The organism is Sphingomonas tagetis, assembly GCF_024211275.1.
GTDB classification, from domain to species: domain Bacteria; phylum Pseudomonadota; class Alphaproteobacteria; order Sphingomonadales; family Sphingomonadaceae; genus Sphingomonas; species Sphingomonas tagetis.
The window spans coordinates 26057-42808 of record NZ_JAMLDX010000024.1 but is presented as its reverse complement, the minus strand read 5'-3'; the positions used below and the strand labels follow the sequence as shown (position 1 = coordinate 42808).

The following is a 16752-nucleotide window of genomic DNA, read 5'->3' as shown; positions in this document are numbered from 1 at the left end:
GTCCGCGTCCTTCGGCCTATCGCAGCCGGCGATTCCAAGGGCGAGCAGGGCCAAGGCAGGGAGAAGCGCGATCGTCGAGCGCAAGACAGGCTCCAATTCGATGTGGGGCGGGCGCTTCGCCGAAGGCCCGTCGTCGGTGATGCGCGAGATTAACGCATCGATCCCGTTCGACAAGCGGATGTGGCGCCAGGATATCGCCGGATCGAAGGCGCATGTCGCGATGCTGGGCCAGCAGGGGATCGTTTCGCCCGACGACGCTGCGACGATTTCGGCCGGGCTGGATCAGGTTGCCGCCGATTATGAGCGCGGCGGGGTGCCGGAGGATATGGCGCTCGAAGACATCCATATGCTGACCGAGGCGCGGCTGGCCGAGAAGATCGGGCCGGTCGCCGGGCGGCTGCACACCGCGCGCAGCCGCAACGATCAGGTCGCAACCGATTTCCGGCTGTGGGTACGCGATGCCACCGATCAGGTGCTGGCGGCGCTCGACGTGTTGCAGGGCGCGCTGCTGGCGCGGGCGGAGGAACATGCCGACAGCGTGATGCCGGGCTTCACCCATCTGCAGAGCGCGCAGCCGGTGACGTTGGGGCATCATCTGATGGCCTATTTCGAGATGATCGCGCGCGACGTGTCGCGGTTCGGCGACAATCGCGAGCGCGGCAATCTGTGCCCGCTCGGCTCGGCGGCGCTGGCGGGGACGGGGTTCGATCTGGATCGTGCGGCGACGGCGAGCGCGCTCGGCTTTGACGGGCCGACGCGCAACTCGCTCGATGCAGTCAGCGACCGCGACTTCGCGCTCGATTATCTGATGGCGGCGGCGCAATGCTCGCTGCATCTCTCGCGGCTGGCGGAAGAGTTCGTGATCTGGGCGAGCCAGCCCTTCGGCTTCGTCAAATTGAGCGATCAATGGTCGACCGGCAGCTCGATCATGCCGCAAAAGCGCAATCCCGACGCCGCCGAGCTGGTGCGCGGGCATAGCGGTCGGATCGTCGGCTGCCTCATTGCGCTGATGATCACGATGAAGGGGCTGCCGCTCGCCTATTCGAAGGACATGCAGGACGACAAGCCGCCGGTGTTCGAGGCCCACGACTTGCTGGCGCTGTCGATTGCGGCGATGACCGGGATGATCGAGAGCGCGCAGTTCCGCACCGACCGGATGCGCGGGCTGGCGGAGAGCGGCTTCGCAACCGCGACCGATCTTGCCGACTGGCTGGTGCGCGAGGGCGGCATCCCGTTTCGCGAGGCGCACCATATCACCGGCCGAGCGGTTGCCGCGGCGGAAGCCAAGGGCGTGCGGCTCGACCAGCTCGAGCTTGCCGATCTGACCGCGATCGACCAGCGTATCGACGAACGTGCGTTCGGCGTGCTCACCGTCGATGCGTCGGTAGCGAGCCGCACGAGTTTCGGCGGGACCTCGCCGGTGCGGGTGCGTGAAGCGATTGCGGCCGCGCGCGCCGCAAGAGGAGAGTAATCAATGCGGACTCTGGTGGTCTTTTCGGCGATCCTGTTGGCGGCTTGCGGCAACAAGGGCGAGCTGAAACCGGCCGCCGGGGGATCGCTGCCGCCCAAACCCTATGGGGCGGTGGCCACGCCGACGCCCACCGATTTGGTGCAGGCGCCGCCCCAGACCCGTCCGACGCGCAGCGACGAAGTGCTGCGCAGCTCGCAGGAACGGCGCAGCGACGAATTCACGCTGCCGCCGCAATAATCAAAGAAGATCAATCGATGGATCATTTCAACCGCAAGAACGGCGTGTTGCACGCCGAGGACGTCGCCATTCCGCAAATCGCCGCGGACGTCGGCACGCCCGTCTATGTCTATTCGACCGCGACGCTCGAACGCCATGCGCAGGTGCTCAAGGCCGCGCTCGCCGATCTGCCGCGCGTGCACATCGCCTTTGCGATCAAGGCCAATCCCAACCTCGCCGTACTCGGCGTGCTGGCGCGCAACGGCTATGGCGCCGATGTCGTGTCGGGCGGCGAATTGAAGCGCGCGCTAGCGGCAGGAATGAAGCCGGAGGACATCGTCTTTTCAGGCGTCGGCAAGACGCGGCGCGAACTTCAGCTCGGCCTCGACGAGGGGATCGGCCAGTTCAATATCGAGCTGGAGGAGGAAGGCGCCGTCCTCGCTGAGCTGGCGCATGCCCAAGGCAAGATCGCGCCGGCGGTGCTGCGGGTGAACCCCGACGTCGATGCGGGGACGCACGCCAAGATCTCGACCGGCAAGGCCGAGAACAAGTTCGGCGTGGCGATCGATTCGGCGTTGGGCATCTTCGACCGGCTGTCCAAGCTGCCCGGCCTGAACCTGCGCGGCGTGGCGATCCATATCGGCAGCCAGTTGAAGACGCTCGACCCGCTCGAGGCCGCGTACAAGCGGATCGGCGAGCTGGTCGCGGAGCTGCGCGCGGCGGGGCATGACATCACCCATGTCGATCTCGGCGGCGGGTTGGGCGTGCCCTATCGCCCGGGCGAGACCGTCTCGTCGGCGGAAGAGTTCGGCGCGATGGTCAAGCGCGTGACGCAGGGCTGGGACGTGACGTTGATGTTCGAGCCAGGGCGCTTCATCTGCGGCAACGCCGGGGTGCTGGTGACCGAGGTGATCTGGGTCAAGCCCGCCAGCGGCAATCCCTATGTCATCGTCGATGCTGCGATGAACGACCTTGCGCGGCCGGCGCTGTACGACGCCTATCACGAATTCGAGGCGGTCGAGCCGACCGGCGAGAAGTTCGTGGCCAATATCGCGGGTCCGGTGTGCGAGACCGGCGACACCTTCGCGATGGGGCGCGAGATCGACGTGGTGCGCTCGGGCGACCTCGCCATCTTCCGCACCGCGGGCGCATATGGCGCGACCATGGCGTCGACCTATAACAGCCGCCCGCTGGTGCCCGAAGTGCTGGTGTCGGGCGACAAGTATGCGGTGGTCGCCGACCGCATCCAGGCCGAGACGATCATGGGCGCCGAACGCGTCCCCGAGTGGGCGCGGTGAAAAATTCCGGTCTGCCCGTCTTCGTTCGCGTCGATGGGCAGCCGGTAATTCTGGTGGGCGAAGGCGCGTCGGCGGAGGCCAAGCGCCGGCTGCTCGAACGCGCCGGGGCAGTGATCGTCGGCGAAGCTGGCGATGCGCGGCTGGCGATCGTCGCCGATGACGAGCCCGACGCCGTGGCGGCGCGGCTCAAGGCGCGCGGCGTGCTCGTGAATGTCGCCGACCGGCCCGACCTGTGCGATTTCACGCTGCCCGCGATCGTCGAGCGCGATCCGGTAACGATCGCGATCGGCACCGGCGGCGCGTCGGCTGGGCTGGCGGCGGCGTTGCGGCAGCGGCTGGAGGCGATGCTGCCCGCTTCGCTCGGCCGGCTGGCCGATGCGCTCGCGGCGGCACGCGACGCGATCCGGCGGCGTTGGCCCGACAGCGGCGAACGGCGGCACGCGATCGGTGCCGCGCTGGCCGGGCCGCTCGACCCGTTCACGGCGCAACCGGACGATGCGGTGGCACGATGGCTGGGCGGTGAAGGCGAAATCGCGAACAGACTGGTCCGCATCCGGCTGCATTCGGCCGATCCCGACGACCTCACCCTGCGCGAGGCGCGCGCGCTGGCGCAGGCCGAACGCGTGACCCACCGCCCCGGCGTGCCGCGCGCGATCCTCGACCGCGCGCGTGCCGATGCTGAGCGGATCGAATGCAGCGCGGCGCCTCAGGGCTTGCCCGGCCTCACCGTCGATGTTGAAATGGGCGAATGAGCGGATTTGCCTTTGTCGTCTCGCGCAGCGGGGTGCGCGAGACCACGCCCGAGGAAGCGGTGCGCGCGCGCCGCGGCTTTATGTGGATTCACCTCACCAACCGCGACGATCATGTCCAGCTCTGGCTGCGCGACACCGCGGGGCTCGAGCATTTCGTGATCGATGCGCTGACCGCGCTGGAGACGCGGCCGCGCTGTGACCAGATCGATGGCGGGGCAGTGCTCAATCTGCGCGGCAAGACGCAGGCGGCGATGCAGGCGTCGGACCCGCTCGCCTCGGTGCGGCTGTTCGCCAATGGCGACCGGGTGATCTCGGTCACGCGGCTGCCGCTCGATGCGATCGAGGTGACGCGCGCGGCGATGGCGGCGGGCACGATCCTCGACGCGGGCGACCTGATCGCGACGCTGGCGGGCGCGATCACCGCGCAGCTCGACCCCGAAGTTGCCGAACTCGGCGATTCGCTCGACGCGTGCGAGGAGCAGCTCGATCCGCGCCATGCCTTCGATTTGCGGCGCAAGGTCAACCACGCCCGCCGCACCGCGATCGGCTATCGCCGGTTCCTCTATCCACAGCGCATCGCACTCGAAAACCTGTCGTCGTTGCATGTGCGCTGGCTCAACGACGACGACCGGCTGCACATCGCCGGCGCCGCCGACCGTGCGGCGCGCATGGCCGAGGAGCTGGAGGCGATCCGCGAACGCGCCGCGCTGATTCACGAGACGCTGACCGATTTGCGTGCCGAGCTGATCGACCAGCGCTCGCTGATCATCGCGATCGCGGCGATGGTGTTCCTGCCGCTGACCTTCATCACCGGTCTGTTCGGAATGAATGTCGACGGGATACCTTACGCGCATCACGCCGGATCATTCTGGGTGATCACGGGCTTCAGTCTGGCAGTGGCGGCGGCGGTGACCTTCTACTTCGTCAGGCGGCACTGGTTCCGCTGAGACGCTCGACCTCGGCATTGAGCGATTGAATCGAGCTCACCAGCCGCGCGCGGTCGGCGCGGGTGACGGCGAGCTCGGTTTTCGTCTCGCCCAGCTCGATCGCACGCGCGGCGATGCGCGCGTCCATCGCTGCAACCGAGCGCTTGAGGTCGCTCAGCCGTGCGGCACGGTTGAGCGTGCGCTCGATCCGCGCCAGCAGCACGTCGAAATCGAACGGCTTGGCGACATAATCGTCGGCACCGCAAGCCAGCGCTTCGACCGCGCTGGCGCTGTCGCTCTGCGCGGTGATCATGACCACGGGCAGGTCCATCGTGTCCGGCGTGCCGCGTATCGTGGTCAATACTTCCAGACCGGAAATCCCCGGCATCACCCGATCGAGCAAAACAAGGTCGAAACCGCGCCCCGCGATCAGGTCGAGCGCCTCGCGGCCATTGTCGCTCAGCACCACCAAATAACCTTTTTCGCCGAGCCGCTGGCCCATGACGTGCAGGTTGGTGCGGCTGTCATCGACGATCAGCACGCTGCGAACGGTGCGTCGGCGCGCGTCGGCACTGGGGATGAAGTTCGGTCCCATGACATATGGTGTGCCATGCGAGCGTCACTTTCCGGTTAACGACGCCGCAACCATGCATGGCGCGCGGCTTGCCCGGGCGCGCGGCTTGGCCGAAACAGGGGCGCGAATCAGGGAGCAGCGCGTGGGAGCACCGGGACCGCTGGCCGGCGTGCGGATCGTCGAGATCGATTCGATCGGATCGGTGCCGTTCGCCGCGCTGCTGCTGGCGGAGCTGGGCTGCGAGATCGTGCGCGTGTTCGAGCCGGACGCCACCGCCAGCCAGGTCGTGCCGGCGCTCTATCGCGGCCGTCACGATATCGAACTCGATTTTCGCCACCCCGCCACCATCGCCGAAGTGGCCGAACTGGCGACTCAGGCCGATGGGCTGATCGAAGGGCTGCGCCCCGGATCGATGGAGGCGCTCGGGCTGGGGCCGGAACCGCTGCGCGCGCTCAATCCGCGGCTGGTCTATGGCCGGGCGACCTATTGGGGCCAGTCGGGTCCACTGGCCGGACGCCCGGGCAGCGACATCAACGTGCTCGCGCTGACCGGCGCACTGCACGCGATCGGCGCCGCCGACCATCCGGTGCCGCCGCTCAACCTGCTCGGCGACCATGCCGGGGCAGGGCTGTTCCTCGCGCTAGGCATGGTGTCGGCGATCCTCGGCGCGCAGGCGACAGGTGAGGGGCGGGTGGTCGATGCGGCGGCGTTCGACGGGGTGAGCGCCATGATGGGACTGACGCAGAGCCTCTTCGCCTCGGGCCGCTGGATCGACCGGCGCGAGAGCAATCTGGTCGATGGCGGCGCACCCTTCTATCGCAGCTATGCCTGTGCCGATGGCGGGCATGTCGCGGTCGGCGCGCTCGATCCGGTGCAGTTCGAGAAGCTGTGCACCGGGCTCGGCTTCGCGCCCGGCAGCTGCGCGCAATTCGACCGCGCCGACTGGCCGCAAATGGCGGCGCAATTCGCCGAACGGTTCGCGGGCCGCACGCGCGCGCAATGGGCCTATGTCTTCGCCGAGGGCAGCGCCTGTGTGACGCCGGTGCTGACGCTGGAGGAGGCGGCGCGACAGCCGCATGCGATGGCGCGGCGCCCGGTCGCCGCGGGTCCCGGCGCATTGGCGTCCGCGCCGCGCTTCGAGCCGGCGGCGGCGGTGGCCCCGCCGTCACGTATCGCGACGGTCAGTGAGATTCTGGCGCGCTGGGCCGGTTAGGCGGCGCGCGCCTGGCTCCACGCCCCGGCGATTTCTTCGAGATCGTCGGCGACTGCGCGGAATGGCCGGGGATCGCTGCCGATGCTCGACTGGATGATCTGCGCGCGCAGCCCGTGATAGAGCGTGGCGAGCGTGCGCGAGACCTCGCCGCCGCGCTCGAAATCGAGGTTGGATTCCAGCGCGAACAGGATCGCGGTCGCGCGCGAGATGCGCTCGCTCTTGACCGTCGGCTGCTTCTTCTCGGCGGCGAAGGCGGCGGCGCGCAAGGCCGCAACGCATTCCTTGTACATCAGCTCGACCAGCTGGTGCGGATCGGCCGCGGCGGTGCGGCCGACCGCATCGATCGAGCGGTAGGTTGCGGCAGCGTTGGTGTTGAGACGCATCGGCTTGTTCATCGTCTCAATCTGCCTTGTTCCATGCGTCGATCTGGCCCTCGAGGAAGGTCATCGTCGATTTGTAAGCGGCGACCTTGGCGTCCATCGACGCGAATTGGCGAGTCATGCGCGTGCGAAGCGCCTCGGCCTTTTCGAGCGCGTCGGCGCGGTCTTCGCTGATGTCGGTCTTCGCCCGCGTATAGTTGAGCACGCTCGCGCCGAGGCCGCGGGTGGTGCTGGCGGCCGCGGCGGAGATCGAGCCGAGCGCGGCGGCGAGACCGTTGGCGGTGGTCGCGGTGCCGTTGGCGGCGGCGAACATCTTCTCGACCTGCTCGGGATAGTTGACCAGCGCGGTGGTGAGCGCGGTGGTGTTGAGGCTGAGCGTGCCGTCGCGGTTGGTCTGAATGCCGATCTGCGCCAGCGTCGTCGGCACATTGTCGCTGCCTGACGCGATCGGGGTGAGCGTGAGCTGCTGCAGCTGGCGCTTCAGCGTCTTGGCGGCGAGGTCCTGCCGCAGTGCGCCGGTGATCGGGTCGAGGTCGGTGTTCAGCGCGGCGAACACCTCGTTATAGGTGTCGACGAAGTCCTGCGCGGCCTGAACCAGCGAGGTGCTGGGCGAATTCTTGCCGAGATTGACGATCGTGCCGGCCTGCGCCGAAACGAGATCGAGCTTCACCCCCGGCACGAGGTCCGAGATCGTGTTGGAGTCGCGCTTCAAGGCCACGCCGTCGACCGCGACGATCGCGTCGGCGGCGGCGCTGCCGATCGTGGTGCCGCTTGCGCCGATGCCGACATTGAGCGCGGCGAGGCCGGTATGACCGGGCGTCTCGGTAGCGGTCAGGGTGAAGGCGCGCGTCTCGCCGCTGGCGCCCTTAAGCACGAGCCGCGAACCCGCGGAATCGGTCATCACCGAGGCGGTGACGCCGGCCTTGGCCGCGTTGATCGCGCTGGCGATACCGTCGAGGCTGGAATTGCTGGCGTCGATGGTGACGTTGACCGGCGTGCCGCTGCCCGGCGTGAAGCCCGTCATCGCGCCATTGGCGACCGTCGCCGTGCCGAAGGTCAGCGTCAGCGTGCCCCGGCCGACCGCCGTCGTCGCGCTCGGGCGCGGGGTCGAGGCGGTGGTCTGGGTCGAGGCGAGCTGACGCACCTCGATCTTGGCGTTGAGGGCGGTGAGGTCGGCGCCCGCGATGCGCGACACGGCGACGATGCCGGGGTTCGAGCTGGTCGGCTGGGTCGACAGCGTGCCGCTCTTCGACAGCGTCGTCAGCGCGCCGGCAAAGCCGGTGATGTTGCTCTTGTGCGTCGAGGCGGCGCTGATCTGCGCGGTCAGCGTTTCCTCGCGCTGGGTCAGCGTTGCGTTGCGTGTCTCGAACTGCGCATCGACCAGGCTCTGGACGAGCGCGGTCGTGTCGATGCCCGATCCGCCGCCGAGCGTTTTTGCGATCGATTCAACGGCCACGTGAGCGTCCCCCTATATGTCGGTTAACGGCCATCATCGCGCGGGCTTTAGGCCTGAAAGCACGCCATTCTCGTCGAACAGCGCGGTCTCCGGCACCGCGATGTTCGGCATGCGGCCACCGGCCAGCCGGTTGATGCCGAACACGAACGCCAAGACCGTCGCGACCGCCATGTAGAGGTCGTCGCGAATCTCCTGATTCTCGCGGCTGGTGAAGTAGATCGCGCGGGCGAGCGGCGGCAGCTCGACGCTCGGCACCGCGAATTCGTCGGCCAGTTCGCGGATCGCCAGCGCGATCTCGCCGCGGCCCTTGGCGACCACCACCGGCACCTGATCCTTGCCCTGATCGTAGCGCAGCGCGACCGAGAAGTGAGTCGGGTTGGTGAGCACGACATGCGCGGTCTGCACCTTCGATCGCATGCCGCCCTTGGCGAGCTCGCGCTGGCGCTGGCGCTGCGCGGACTTGGCCTCGGGCGAGCCTTCGGTCTGCTTATGCTCGTCCTTGATTTCCTGCATGCTCATCTTGAGCCGCTGCATGTGGCGGAAGATCTGGATCGGCAGGTCGATGCCCGCGATCAGCAGCAGCCCGCCGGCCATGACGAGGACGAGCGTCGAGAAGGTGTCGCCGAGCGCGCGCACGGCTTCGGTCAGGTTGGATGAGACGAGCCCCATCGTCTGCCCCGATGCGCCCCACAACAGCCACAGGCCGATGCCGCCGAGCAGAACGACCTTTAGCAGCGACTTGCCGAGCTCGATCCAGCCAGTTGGGCCGAAGATGCGTTTGAGGCCCGAGCCCGGGTTGATTCGGTTACCTTTGGGCGCGAGCAGCTTGCCGTTGAAATGCAGCGAGCCGAGCGCAGCCTGACTGGCGATCGCGCCGAAAAAGGCGATGGCGAGCAGCGCGCCAAGTGACGGGGCGAGCTTCCACCCGGCGGTGGCGAGCGGCTTCCACGGCTGAAAACTCTCGATATCGCCGCGGCCGAAGCTGAAGCTGGCGGTCATCACTTCCTTGATCGCGCCGAGCAGCTGCGGCCCCATCAGGATCATCCAGCCACAGCCGAGCAGGATGATCAGCGCCGCGCCGAAGTCTCGGGACTTGAGGAGGTCGCCATCTTCCTGCGCCTTTTGCCGGCGCTTGGGTGTTGGGGCTTCTGTCTTTTCGCCGGCGCTTTCACTCATCAGCCGAGCACCAGGCTTTGCGCGGCGTCGAGCGCCTCGCGGATGATGACGAGCATGTAGTCGCCCATCGCCGGCATGCCGACCAGCAAGGCGAGCACGCCCATGGCAAGGCTGGCGGGCAGGCCGATCGCGAACAGGTTGAGCGCGGGGGCCGAGCGCGAGATCATGCCGACGATGATGTTGAGGCACAGCAGCAGGAAGCCGACCGGCAGCGCGAGCAGCAGCCCGGCGAGAAACGCATAACCACCGAACAGCGCGATATTCTGGAGCTTGCCCGGGGCGAGCCAGGCTTGCCCGGGCGGGAGCAGTTCATAGGAGCGCACCACCAGCTCGACCAGCACGAGATGGCCGTCGACGGCGAGGAACAGCAGCGTCAGCAGGATCGTCAGGAACTGGCCGAGCGCCGGCGTCGATGCGCCGGTTTGCGGGTTGATGGCGGAGGCGAAGCTGAGGCCCATCGAGGTGCCGATGACTTCGCTCGCCACCAAGGGCGCGGCGAAGGCGATCTGCAGGACGAAGCCGAGCGCGAGGCCGACCAGCGCTTCGGCGGCGACGGCGAGGAAGGTCGCGAGCGCGAACACCTCGCCCGGCGCCTGAATCGGCACCGCGTTCATCGACAGGATTGCGATCGCGCCGGTCAGCGCGACGCGGACGTTGAGCGGCACCGACACCGCGCCGAACACCGGCGCGGCGATGAACGCGGCGCCCACCCGCACCATGGTGAAGACCAGCGCCCAGAGCTGCGGCTCGATCGAGAGGCCGAAGCCGAGCATGATCTACTTCACAAGCTCGGGAATGCGCTCGAAGATGCCGGTGGTGAAATCGCCGAGCAGCCCGAGGATCATGCCGCCGAAGATCACCAGGCTGATCGCCACGACGATCAGCTTGGGGACGAACGACAAAGTCTGTTCCTGGATCGAGGTCGCGGCCTGGATCATGCCGAGGATCAGGCCCGACAGCAACGCCGGGATCAGGATCGGGGCCGAAGCCAGCGCGAGGATCCACATCGCCTCGCGCGCGACGCCCATGAAATAATCTGCGTCCATCGCGCTAACTCGCAAAACTTGAAGCGAGGCTGCCCATCGTCAGCGCCCAGCCATCGACCAGCACGAACAGCAGCAGCTTGAACGGCATCGCGATGATCGTCGGCGACATCATCATCATGCCGAGACTCATCAGCACGGTCGCGACGATCAGGTCGATGACGATGAACGGCAGGAAGATCAGGAAGCCGATCTGGAACGCGGTCTTGAGCTCGCTGGTGACGAAGGCCGGGAGCAGGATCGAGAAGGGCGTGTCCTGCGGCTTGGCGATCGGCGGCGCCTTGGCGATGCCGGCGAACATGGTGATGTCCTTGACCCGGGTCTGCTTGAGCATGAAGGCGTGGAGCGGCTCGCCGGCCTTCTCGATCATCTGCGTCGCGCCGATCTTGCCTTCGGCATAGGGCTTGATCGCATTGACGTTCATCTCGTTGATCGTCGGCGCCATGATGAAGAAGCTGAGGAACAGCGACAGGCCGACCAGCACCTGATTGGGCGGCGTCTGCTGAAGCCCGAGTGCCTGGCGCAGGATCGCGAGCACGATGATGATCCGCGTGAAGCTGGTCATCATCAGCAGGATGCCGGGCAGGACGGAGAGCAGCCCCATGATGATGAGGACTTGCAGCGACAGCGAAAGCGGCGCGTCGCCGCCGCCAAGGTCGCCGAGCGCGCGGTCGACCGCATCGCCCATGCCCGGCGTCGGCGCGGGGGCCGGCGCTGCGACCGGGACCGCGGGCGCCGCGGCCTGCGCAAAGGCCGGTGCGACGAGGAACAGTGCGAGCGCCAGCGCGCCGATCACCAGCGCGAAATGCTTGAGCCAGGGATTCATCCGTCGATCCGGTCGATCAATGCGACGCCGTTACGGCTGACCGAGACGAGGATGCGCTTGCCCTCCACTTCCAGCACCGCGATGCGCGTGCCGGCCGAGACCATCATCGTCTCCTTGACCTTGAGCATGCGGTCGCCCTGGTTGCCAGGCAGCCGTGCCTCGAGCTTGCGCCAGAGATAGAGGCAGCCGATCAGCAAGCCGCAGACGAGCGGCAGCAGCACGACGAGCTTGAGGATGTAGGACCACATCATGGCGGAGGATCAGCCCCGCTTTTCGGGCGCGACCAGCTCGGTCATGCGCACGCCGAACTTGTCGCCGACCGTCACGACCTCACCGCGGCCGATCAGCGTGCCGTTGACGAACACGTCAAGCAGTTCGTCGGCCTGGCGGTCGAGCTCGATCACGCTCGATTCGCCGAGCGCGAGCAACTCGCGCAGCGTCAGCGTGGTCGAGCCGATCTCGACGGTGAGCTTGACGTCCACATCCTGCAGGAGGTGGAAGTTCGCGGCCACCGCGGCGTCTCCGGCAAAGCTTCCGGTCATGTCGTTCATCGTGCGTCCTCGGTGAGAAGGGGTTCGAAACGGGTCATCTTGATCGCGGCCTGGCCGTTGGCGGTGCCGACGGTGCCGAAGCCGATTTTCTGGCGGGCGACCATCACCGGCACGTCGGGGCCGAAGCTGATCGGAATCACGTCGCCAAGCTTGAGCGCCATCAGCATCGAAACCGGCACCATCGGCTCGGCCAGCACCGAACGCACCGGCAGGCGCAGCGCCATGGCGTTGCGCGTCAGGCCGTTGCGCCATTCGGGCTCGGGCTCGGGCTCGCCGCCGATCACCTTGGCGGTGAGATTGGGCGTGTGCGGTTTCAGCGCGGCGACGGGATAGAGGATGTCGACCCAGTGCGGCTTTGCATCGCCCGCGGCGACACCTAGGCGGGTGAACACCATCGGCTCATTCGCGTCGATTTCCGGCGCGACGGCGATCGACGCGGTGTTCTCGGCGCAGCTAAAGCGGAAGTTGGCGAGCAACTCCCAGGCGGGATCAAGCTGTGTGGCGATGCTGGCGGCAATGCGCTTGAGCAGCGTGTCGGCGGCGCCGGTGAACTCGGTCGGCAGCGGATGCGGCGCTTCGCCATCGCCGCCGAAGAAGCGGTCGAGAATCTCGTAAGCGAACTTGCCCTCGATCGCGATCAGCGCGCGGCCGCGGCCGGGCGCCATGCCGAGCTGCAGCCAGGCGGTGAGGCCGGCGGGCCGCTCGTTCTTGTAGTCGCCGAAGCGCTGCACCGCGAGCGGCTCAGCCCAGCAGCGCGCGCCTTCGCCGACCAGCGGCTCGAAGCTTGCCTTCAGCGACTTGGCGAGCCGCGCGGTGAGATGCTGCAACGCGTGCAGATCGCCGAACGGATTGATGTTCGCCGCAGCGCCCAGCGCCGGTGCGTGTTCCGCACCGGCCCGGGAACGCTCGCGCCGTTCGGGAGCCAAGTCTGAAGGGGCGTTAACCATGTCTCACTGAACAATGAAATTGGTAAAGTAAACGTTACCGATGCCGCCAAAGCCTTCCTTTTGCTTGAGCACGGCATTGATCGCGGCGGCGAGGCGCTTGGCCAGTTTTTCCTTGCCGGCGGCGGTGAAGACATCGTCCTCGCTGGTTTCGCCCAGTGTCAGCAATACCTGGCTGCGCACGGCCATTTCGTGCGTCTTGAGATTCTCGATGACGGTGTTGTCGTAGGGCGTCGAGATCGCGATGCCGACCTGGATGAAGTGCACGCTCTCGCGCAGGTTCGAGGTGAACTCTTTTTCCATCGCATAATAGGTCGAGGCATATTTCTCGCCGCCCGCGCCAGCCGGCGGCCGCGAGCCGCCCTCGCCGCTGCCTTCGCCTTCGGCCGCGCTGGCGCGCACCTGCTCGCTCTTGGGCACCAGCCGCGGACCGCTGGTCTCGGCTTCTCCGGCCTCGGCCTTGGCGCCGCCGATCAGTCCGGCGTTCGAGGCATAGAGCCCGCCGCCCACGCCGCCGCCGACCAGCACGAGCAGGCTGACGCCGATCAACAGCCACTTCTTCTTGCCGCCCTTCTTCTTGGCTTCGGGCGCGTCGGGCGCTTCCTTGTCACTCATCGTTCATTCCCCCAAATTTCGGATAGATTGAGTCAGGCAATTCGGTCATCGCTGACGGGCTCGGCGCGGTGCGCGACGGACGCGTTGCGGCCGGGACCCCGCTGCTGTTGCTGCTGGGCGTCGCGCTGAGCGCCCTGCTGGCTGCCGCCATCGACACTGGTCTGGCCGAGCTTCACCCCGCGCGCATCGGCAAGTTCGGCGAGCCGCGGCGCGGCGTCGGCGATCAGCTGGCGAGCCGCCGGATTGTCGGCGGTGAAGTGGACATGGATGCGGTCGCCGTCGCGGCGGATCGAAACTTCGAGCGCGCCGAGATTTTCGGGCGCGAGCTTGATCCGCGTATCGGCGGCCTCGGCCGAATCGCGCAACGCGGCGATCCGCTCGATCATCTGGCCGGTCCAGTCGTCGCGAGTCATGTCGAGCGGCGCTTGTGACGCGCCCGACATCGCCTGGACGGTGGTTTGCTGTTCGGTGCGGGCCTGGCCATTGAACAGGATCACGGCTTCGCTGAGCCCGTCGAACGGCGCAGGATCGGTGGCTGCCGTGGTGATCGCCGCTGCAAAAACTTGCGCGGCGATGCCGGCATTCGCGACGGGCGGCGCGGCTGGCAGCGGCACGAAGGCTGGGGCCGGCTGAGCGGCCTCGCGCGCAGGCGCTGCGTCGAACCGGCCGCGCGGCAGCGGTGCTGCCGGCTCCGCATCGGGTTCAAGTTCCGGGGCGGAACGCAAGGTTTCGAGGGTCAAGGACGCGTCGCTGGTGACTGGCGCTTCGACCGGTGTTGGTTGCGGCAGCCCGGCGGGCGGTGGGGTCGGCGGCTCGATCCCCGCGGTGCGGAGCGCGTGCGCGGCAGCGACGACCGGGGCGGATCCCTGCTCGGATGCCATCTGTGCGGCGGCGACCACGGTTGCGGCGGGGTTCTGGCGTGGCACCGGCGCTTCGGTCTCGAGGCTCGAAACCCCGGTCGCGGGCATGCCGTCGGTCTTGGCGCGCGCGGCAGCCGGGAGCATGATGGCATGGACTTCGGCCGACCGTTCCTGCGGGGCCAGCTTCAGCTTGCCCGGCTCGGATTGCGGCGCCGGGCCGGGAACGGTGGGATGATCGCCGGACTTTGCCGTGGTGTCCGGCGCTGACGCCGTTTCCAGCGTCGGCTCGGCCGTTGTCGGCAGTGATGCAGGCCCAACCGCGGGTTCGGTCAAAGCGGCGGACTGGCCTTCCGGCGCCGCGACGACCGGCGTCAGCGGCATCGGCGCGGCGTCCATCGGCAGCCAGGCGAGCACCGGGTCCGGCGTCGCATCGTCCTCGACCGGCAAATCCTTGCCGCGTTCGGCATCGGGTTGCCGCTCGCCCTTTGCCTTGGGCGCGGTGCCCGGGATCAGCAATCCGCCGAGCGCGGCGCCGAAATCGGCGGGCGGCGCGGCGGTGCCGGGCAGCGCCACAGGTGCGGCACGCAGCGGCACGGCGGGGACGAGCCCCGGCAGCGAAGCGTTGATCTGGAAGCTGGCGAGCAGGTCGGGCACGACGGCGAATTCTCCTTTGCTGGCAAATCAGCAAGGATCGTGCCGTTTTTAGGAAAACCGCTTCTTCATCGTGGCCGGCATGTCTTCGAGCGCGCGCATCGCCTTGCGTGCGGCATTGGCCTCGGCGCGTTCGATCAGCTTTTCGATCGCGGTCTGGTCGCGCTTGGCGTCCTGCGTCGCGGCGCGTGCGGTGTCGAGGCCGCGCTGCGCCTCGGCGACGCGGCGTTCGGCGGCGAAGGCGGATTGGTGCAGCCGCTCGCGATAATGCGCGGCGGCGATCAGCGTAGTGGCGCTGCCCGGCGCCGGGGCTGGCGAGGGCGCGACGCCTTGGGCAAGTTGCGCGATGCGCGCGCGCAGGGCTTCCTCGTTGGCGACCTTCTCTCGCGCGGCGACTTCGCCGGCGCGGACCATGTCGAGCTGCAAGGTACGTACCCGGAGCAATCGCCCGAGCTTCTTCTGGTGTTTGTCAGGCATCGCCGAACACGCCGACCAGCTCGGTCACCGCATCCTCCAGGCTGACCGTGTCGTCATAAGCCTGGCGGATATAGTCGAGCACCGAATCATGGCAGGCGATGGCGGCATCGATCGCGGGGTCGGCGCCCGCGCGATAGGCGCCCATCAGCACCAGATCGCGATTTTCCTCGTAAGTGGCGAGGTGGCGGCGCAGCACGCGCGCGGCGTTGACATGCGCCTTGCCGGCAATGTCGGTCATCACGCGGCTGACAGACGGGCCCAGATCGATCGCGGGGTAAACGCCGCGTTCGGCGAGCGCCCGGCTCAGCACGATATGCCCATCGAGGATCGAACGGGCGGAGTCGACCACAGGATCGTTGCCGTCGTCGCCATCGGCCAGCACGGTGTAGATCGCGGTGATCGAGCCGCCGGTGTGGACGTCCGTCCCGGCGCGTTCGATCAGGCTCGGCAGCATCGCGATGGCCGAGGGCGGATAGCCGCGCGCCGAGGCCGGTTCGCCCAGCGCCAGGCCGATCTCACGCCCGGCATGCGCGACGCGAGTCAGCGAATCCATGATCAACAGCACCTTCTTGCCCTCGGCACGAAAGGCTTCGGCGATGGCCGTGGCGCGCAGCGCGCCGCGGATGCGCAGCACTGGCGAATGGTTGGCCGGGACCGCGACCACGACCGAGCGCCCCCGCGCCTCGCCCGCGACCTTGGTTTCGAGAAAGTCGGACACTTCGCGCGAGCGCTCGCCGATCAGGCCGATGACGATCACGTCGGCCTTGGCGGCGCGCACCATCATACCGAGCAGCACCGATTTGCCGACGCCCGAACCCGCCATGATGCCGACGCGCTGGCCCTGACCGATCGTGAGCAGACCGTTGATCGCGCGCACGCCGACATCGAGCGGCTGGAGCACGCGGCCACGGTCGAGCGGCGACTGGATCTTGCCGGCGAGCGGCCATTTGCCCGCGCCACGGATCGGGCCGAGCCCGTCGATCGGCTTGCCCGCGCCATCGACCACGCGGCCGAGCATGGCGGCGCCGACTTCGGCCTCGCCCGGCGCGCCGACGGGGCGCACCGGCGTGTTCGGCAGCAAGGCGGCGGGACCGCCGAGGTTCATCAGCAGCGTCTTGCCGCCGCGAAAGCCGATCACCTCGGCATCGACGCGGCTCTCGCCGGTGCCGATCGCGCAGACCGTGCCCACCGGCAATGACAGCCCGACCGCTTCCATCAGCAGGCCGTCATAGGAGGAAAGCCGTCCCGACACCTTGGGCCGCGGCGTGAAGCCGCCACAAGCCAAGCCATCGAGATACTCGGACGTGAAGCTGTTCAGCATGA

At 67.9% G+C, this 16752-nt stretch carries 20 protein-coding genes; 6 read left to right on the top strand and 14 right to left on the bottom strand.

What is annotated here, in order from left to right; all coding sequences use genetic code 11:
- The first annotated feature begins 100 nt into the window (after positions 1–100).
- From argH to M9978_RS20830, 5 genes are read left to right on the top strand one after another with little or no spacing between them, the layout of a single operon-like run.
- Complete coding sequence (argH, locus tag M9978_RS20850) at positions 101–1471, top strand: argininosuccinate lyase (RefSeq protein WP_254296723.1); 1371 nt, start codon at positions 101–103, stop codon at positions 1469–1471.
- A 3-nt stretch (positions 1472–1474) separates the two neighbouring features.
- Positions 1475–1708, top strand: a complete 234-nt coding sequence (locus M9978_RS20845; RefSeq protein ID WP_254296719.1) for a lipoprotein — start codon at positions 1475–1477, stop codon at positions 1706–1708.
- Between the two features lie 17 nt (positions 1709–1725).
- Positions 1726–2985, top strand: a complete 1260-nt coding sequence (gene lysA / locus M9978_RS20840; protein WP_254296716.1) for a diaminopimelate decarboxylase — start codon at positions 1726–1728, stop codon at positions 2983–2985.
- Positions 2982–3737, top strand: coding sequence for a precorrin-2 dehydrogenase/sirohydrochlorin ferrochelatase family protein (locus M9978_RS20835; protein WP_254296714.1), 756 nt, complete (start codon positions 2982–2984; stop codon positions 3735–3737). Before lysA ends, M9978_RS20835 begins: the two co-directional genes overlap by 4 nt.
- On the top strand, positions 3734–4684 hold the full coding sequence (locus M9978_RS20830; protein ID WP_254296710.1) for a zinc transporter ZntB: 951 nt from the start codon (positions 3734–3736) through the stop codon (positions 4682–4684). Before M9978_RS20835 ends, M9978_RS20830 begins: the two co-directional genes overlap by 4 nt.
- On the opposite strand, the gene M9978_RS20825 is transcribed toward M9978_RS20830, so the two are convergent.
- Positions 4662–5258, bottom strand: a complete 597-nt coding sequence (locus M9978_RS20825) for a response regulator (RefSeq protein WP_254296706.1) — start codon at positions 5256–5258, stop codon at positions 4662–4664. The genes M9978_RS20830 and M9978_RS20825 overlap by 23 nt on opposite strands.
- A gap of 121 nt (positions 5259–5379) precedes the next feature.
- Between M9978_RS20825 and M9978_RS20820 the strand changes: the two genes are divergently transcribed.
- Positions 5380–6450 carry a CaiB/BaiF CoA transferase family protein gene (locus tag M9978_RS20820; protein ID WP_254296704.1) on the top strand — a complete coding sequence of 357 codons (1071 nt, stop codon included), beginning with the start codon at positions 5380–5382 and terminating at the stop codon, positions 6448–6450.
- On the opposite strand, the gene M9978_RS20815 is transcribed toward M9978_RS20820, so the two are convergent.
- The 13 genes from M9978_RS20815 to M9978_RS20755 are packed head-to-tail and all read right to left on the bottom strand — an operon-like array spanning position 6447 to position 16750.
- Positions 6447–6845: a flagellar export chaperone FliS gene (locus M9978_RS20815; protein WP_254296701.1), complete on the bottom strand. Its 399-nt coding sequence runs from the start codon at positions 6843–6845 to the stop codon at positions 6447–6449. The two genes, M9978_RS20820 and M9978_RS20815, sit on opposite strands and share 4 nt — an antisense overlap.
- A 4-nt stretch (positions 6846–6849) precedes the next feature.
- A complete protein-coding gene (gene fliD / locus M9978_RS20810; protein ID WP_254296700.1) occupies positions 6850–8286 on the bottom strand; it encodes a flagellar filament capping protein FliD in 1437 nt (478 codons plus the stop codon).
- A 33-nt stretch (positions 8287–8319) separates the two neighbouring features.
- A complete protein-coding gene (locus M9978_RS20805; protein WP_254296698.1) occupies positions 8320–9462 on the bottom strand; it encodes an EscU/YscU/HrcU family type III secretion system export apparatus switch protein in 1143 nt (380 codons plus the stop codon).
- Positions 9462–10235, bottom strand: a complete 774-nt coding sequence (gene fliR / locus M9978_RS20800) for a flagellar biosynthetic protein FliR (protein ID WP_254296696.1) — start codon at positions 10233–10235, stop codon at positions 9462–9464. Before fliR ends, M9978_RS20805 begins: the two co-directional genes overlap by 1 nt.
- A gap of 3 nt (positions 10236–10238) precedes the next feature.
- Positions 10239–10508 (bottom strand): flagellar biosynthesis protein FliQ, encoded by a 270-nt coding sequence (gene fliQ, locus M9978_RS20795; protein WP_254296694.1) that lies wholly within the window; start codon positions 10506–10508, stop codon positions 10239–10241.
- A gap of 4 nt (positions 10509–10512) precedes the next feature.
- Positions 10513–11331 (bottom strand): flagellar type III secretion system pore protein FliP, encoded by an 819-nt coding sequence (gene fliP / locus M9978_RS20790; protein WP_302054143.1) that lies wholly within the window; start codon positions 11329–11331, stop codon positions 10513–10515.
- Positions 11328–11579, bottom strand: coding sequence for a flagellar biosynthetic protein FliO (locus tag M9978_RS20785; protein WP_436977210.1), 252 nt, complete (start codon positions 11577–11579; stop codon positions 11328–11330). Before M9978_RS20785 ends, fliP begins: the two co-directional genes overlap by 4 nt.
- Before the next feature lie 12 nt (positions 11580–11591).
- Positions 11592–11882: a flagellar motor switch protein FliN gene (gene fliN / locus M9978_RS20780; protein ID WP_254296691.1), complete on the bottom strand. Its 291-nt coding sequence runs from the start codon at positions 11880–11882 to the stop codon at positions 11592–11594.
- Positions 11879–12808, bottom strand: a complete 930-nt coding sequence (locus M9978_RS20775; RefSeq protein ID WP_254296687.1) for a FliM/FliN family flagellar motor switch protein — start codon at positions 12806–12808, stop codon at positions 11879–11881. The genes fliN and M9978_RS20775 overlap by 4 nt, the downstream gene beginning before the upstream one ends.
- 24 nt (positions 12809–12832) lie before the next feature.
- Complete coding sequence (locus M9978_RS20770; RefSeq protein ID WP_254296684.1) at positions 12833–13441, bottom strand: flagellar basal body-associated FliL family protein; 609 nt, start codon at positions 13439–13441, stop codon at positions 12833–12835.
- Positions 13442–13473: 32 nt separating this feature from the next.
- A complete protein-coding gene (locus M9978_RS20765; RefSeq protein ID WP_254296682.1) occupies positions 13474–14955 on the bottom strand; it encodes a flagellar hook-length control protein FliK in 1482 nt (493 codons plus the stop codon).
- Positions 14956–15003: 48 nt separating this feature from the next.
- Positions 15004–15429, bottom strand: a complete 426-nt coding sequence (locus M9978_RS20760) for a hypothetical protein (protein ID WP_254296680.1) — start codon at positions 15427–15429, stop codon at positions 15004–15006.
- A complete protein-coding gene (locus M9978_RS20755; protein ID WP_254296677.1) occupies positions 15422–16750 on the bottom strand; it encodes a FliI/YscN family ATPase in 1329 nt (442 codons plus the stop codon). The genes M9978_RS20760 and M9978_RS20755 overlap by 8 nt, the downstream gene beginning before the upstream one ends.
- Positions 16751–16752: the final 2 nt, after the last annotated feature.

Bases quoted from the DNA above. Each gene is read 5' to 3' on its own strand.
- M9978_RS20755 (WP_254296677.1), bottom strand. From the start codon at position 16,750: ATGCTGAACAGCTTCACGTCCGAGTATCTCGATGGCTTGGCTTGTGGC.
- M9978_RS20845 (WP_254296719.1), top strand. From the start codon at position 1,475: ATGCGGACTCTGGTGGTCTTTTCGGCGATCCTGTTGGCGGCTTGCGGC.
- M9978_RS20770 (WP_254296684.1), bottom strand. From the start codon at position 13,441: ATGAGTGACAAGGAAGCGCCCGACGCGCCCGAAGCCAAGAAGAAGGGC.
- argH (WP_254296723.1), top strand. From the start codon at position 101: ATGTGGGGCGGGCGCTTCGCCGAAGGCCCGTCGTCGGTGATGCGCGAG.
- M9978_RS20815 (WP_254296701.1), bottom strand. From the start codon at position 6,845: ATGAACAAGCCGATGCGTCTCAACACCAACGCTGCCGCAACCTACCGC.
- M9978_RS20785 (WP_436977210.1), bottom strand. From the start codon at position 11,579: ATGTGGTCCTACATCCTCAAGCTCGTCGTGCTGCTGCCGCTCGTCTGC.
- fliR (WP_254296696.1), bottom strand. From the start codon at position 10,235: ATGCTCGGCTTCGGCCTCTCGATCGAGCCGCAGCTCTGGGCGCTGGTC.
- M9978_RS20830 (WP_254296710.1), top strand. From the start codon at position 3,734: ATGAGCGGATTTGCCTTTGTCGTCTCGCGCAGCGGGGTGCGCGAGACC.
- fliQ (WP_254296694.1), bottom strand. From the start codon at position 10,508: ATGGACGCAGATTATTTCATGGGCGTCGCGCGCGAGGCGATGTGGATC.
- M9978_RS20760 (WP_254296680.1), bottom strand. From the start codon at position 15,429: ATGCCTGACAAACACCAGAAGAAGCTCGGGCGATTGCTCCGGGTACGT.
- lysA (WP_254296716.1), top strand. From the start codon at position 1,726: ATGGATCATTTCAACCGCAAGAACGGCGTGTTGCACGCCGAGGACGTC.
- M9978_RS20805 (WP_254296698.1), bottom strand. From the start codon at position 9,462: ATGAGTGAAAGCGCCGGCGAAAAGACAGAAGCCCCAACACCCAAGCGC.
- fliN (WP_254296691.1), bottom strand. From the start codon at position 11,882: ATGAACGACATGACCGGAAGCTTTGCCGGAGACGCCGCGGTGGCCGCG.
- fliP (WP_302054143.1), bottom strand. From the start codon at position 11,331: ATGAATCCCTGGCTCAAGCATTTCGCGCTGGTGATCGGCGCGCTGGCG.
- M9978_RS20825 (WP_254296706.1), bottom strand. From the start codon at position 5,258: ATGGGACCGAACTTCATCCCCAGTGCCGACGCGCGCCGACGCACCGTT.